Origin of the sequence: Sphaerisporangium sp. NPDC088356, from assembly GCF_040685555.1 — a bacterium.
Classification (GTDB): domain Bacteria; phylum Actinomycetota; class Actinomycetes; order Streptosporangiales; family Streptosporangiaceae; genus Sphaerisporangium.
On record NZ_JBFBIK010000258.1, the window covers coordinates 1 to 2,096 of the forward strand.

General features: G+C 74.5%; 1 pseudogene. It reads right to left on the minus strand.

From position 1 onward, the window contains the following. Nucleotides 1-2,096: pseudogene (locus AB0O34_RS36695) on the minus strand (AfsR/SARP family transcriptional regulator); the annotation flags it as partial.

Sequence of the window (2,096 nt, forward strand, 5' to 3'; positions counted from 1 at the left end):
GTGGTCATGGCCGTCTTCGCGTCCAGCTCCCAGCCTTTCGCGTACGCCGCGGCGAACTCTTCCCCGCCCAGCGCGGCCTGACCACGGCGGGTGAGCTCGCGGACCTGCGGATCGGTGTGGTCGTGCGCGCCGCGCAGCCGGGCGGCGGCCCCGAGCAGCACGGCCGACTCGTACTGCCGTCCGTGGGTCGCGGCGAGCGCGGCCGTGTGCACCGTAACCGGTGCAAGGACGGGCAGTTCCCGGGTTGCCAGCGCGGCAGCGTACGCCTCCCGCAGCGCCTGCTCCGTGCCGGGCAGGTCGCCCAGCGCCAGGCGGAGCGCGGCCCGTGCGCTGCCGACCAGCGTCCGGGCGTGGTCCGCGGGGAACCCGGCGTCGCCGAGCAGACCCCGTTCGGCGTCGGCGAGCAGGGCGCCCGCCCGGTCCAGGTCGCCGAGCCGCACCCGGAAACCGGCCTCCCGCGCGTCGATCAGGACCAGCATCTCCGCCGAGGACGCCCGCAGCGCCCGCTCCCGGGCGGAGCCGATCATCGCAATCGCCTGGTCGGTGTCGCCGCGCCGCAGGTACGCGTCGATCCAGCGCAGGTCGCTGTACAGCTGGTCGCCAAGGCTGAGCGGGCCGAACTCACCGGCCAGCGTCCGCGCCTCGCGCAGGTCGGCCAGCGCGCCGTCGAGGTCGTCGTACCGCCGCAGCCGGGCGCGCATCGGCAGGATCGCGGCCTGGCCCCAGCGGTCACCGGCCTGCCGGAAGCAGGCCAGGGCCGCCGCCACGTGGACACGCATCCGGTCGAGCTCGCCCATGTTCTCGGCGATCTCGGCCTGGAACATGTGGGCCAGCCCGGACAGCCACACGTCGTCGCCGCCGGCCAGGCGCTGGAAGATCGCAAGCGCGGCCTCCGGCTCCAGCAGGAACAGCAGGACCGGGCCGAACACGCGGTAGTGGCTCGGCAACTCCGGATACGCGAGCAACCGGCCGGCCAGCTCACGCATCTCCGCCCGGTCGTCCGCGGCCTGCCCGGCGGTGATGGACGACAGGATGTCCGCCCGGTTGAGCAGATACACGGCTCGGGCGCAGTCGCGCTCGGGCGTCGGCCCGCCGCCGGGCACCGCCAGGGCCTCACCCAGCCAGTAGGCGCCGTCGGGCTGGCGGCCGGACATCTGCCAATACCAGATCAAGGTCAGCGCGACAGCGATCGCGCCGCGGGACTCGGCGGTGGCGCACAGGTGGCGCAGCGCGGCGATCGTGTTGTCGTACTCGGCGCCGATGACCTCCATGGCCGTCAGCTGGCCGGGCCCGCGCAACTGAGGGTCGTAGCGGGCCATCAGCTCGGTGAAGTGGGCGGCGGCCAGCTCGCGGACCGTGCGCAGCTCGCCGGTCTCGGTCAGGCGGCCGGCACCGTACCCGCGGATGGTCTCGAGCATGCGGTAGCGGCCGGTGCCGGGCGCGAGCTGCAGCAGTGACCGGTCGACCAGGGCGGCGAGCAGATCGGGGACCTCGGCGGCCGGCACGGTGGTGCCGGCGCAGACGGCGACGGCGGAGGCGGGCGTGACACCGCCGGGCAGGATCGAGATCCGTTCCGCGACGGTGCGTTCGTCCTCGTTGAGCAGCTCCCAGCTCCAGGCGATCACCGCGCGCAAGGTGCGGTGCCGGGGTGGTGCGGTACGACTGCCGGTGGTGAGCAGCCGGAACCGGTCGGACAGCCCACCGGCCAGCTCGGGCAGTGACAGCGTCCGCAACCGGGCGGCCGCCAGCTCAAGGGCCAGCGGCATACCGTCCAGGCCGCGCACCACGCGCACTATGTCGGGCAGCGTGATCTCGTCGACGCCAAAACCGGGACGCACCGCGGCGGCCCGCTCGCTGAACAGGCGCACCGCAGCCGCCCTCCGGGCCTGTCCGACGCCATCGTCCGGGCCCGGCAGCGCGAGCGCGGCCAGCGGCACCAGCGCCTCGCCATCGACCGCGAGAGGCTCACGGCTGGTGGCGAGCACACGCAGCCCGGGACAGCGGGGCAGCAGCGCCGCGACCAGGTGAGCCACGGCGTCGATCAGGTGCTCGCAGTTGTCGACCAGCAGCAGGCTCTCCCGGCCGCCCAGCTCGCC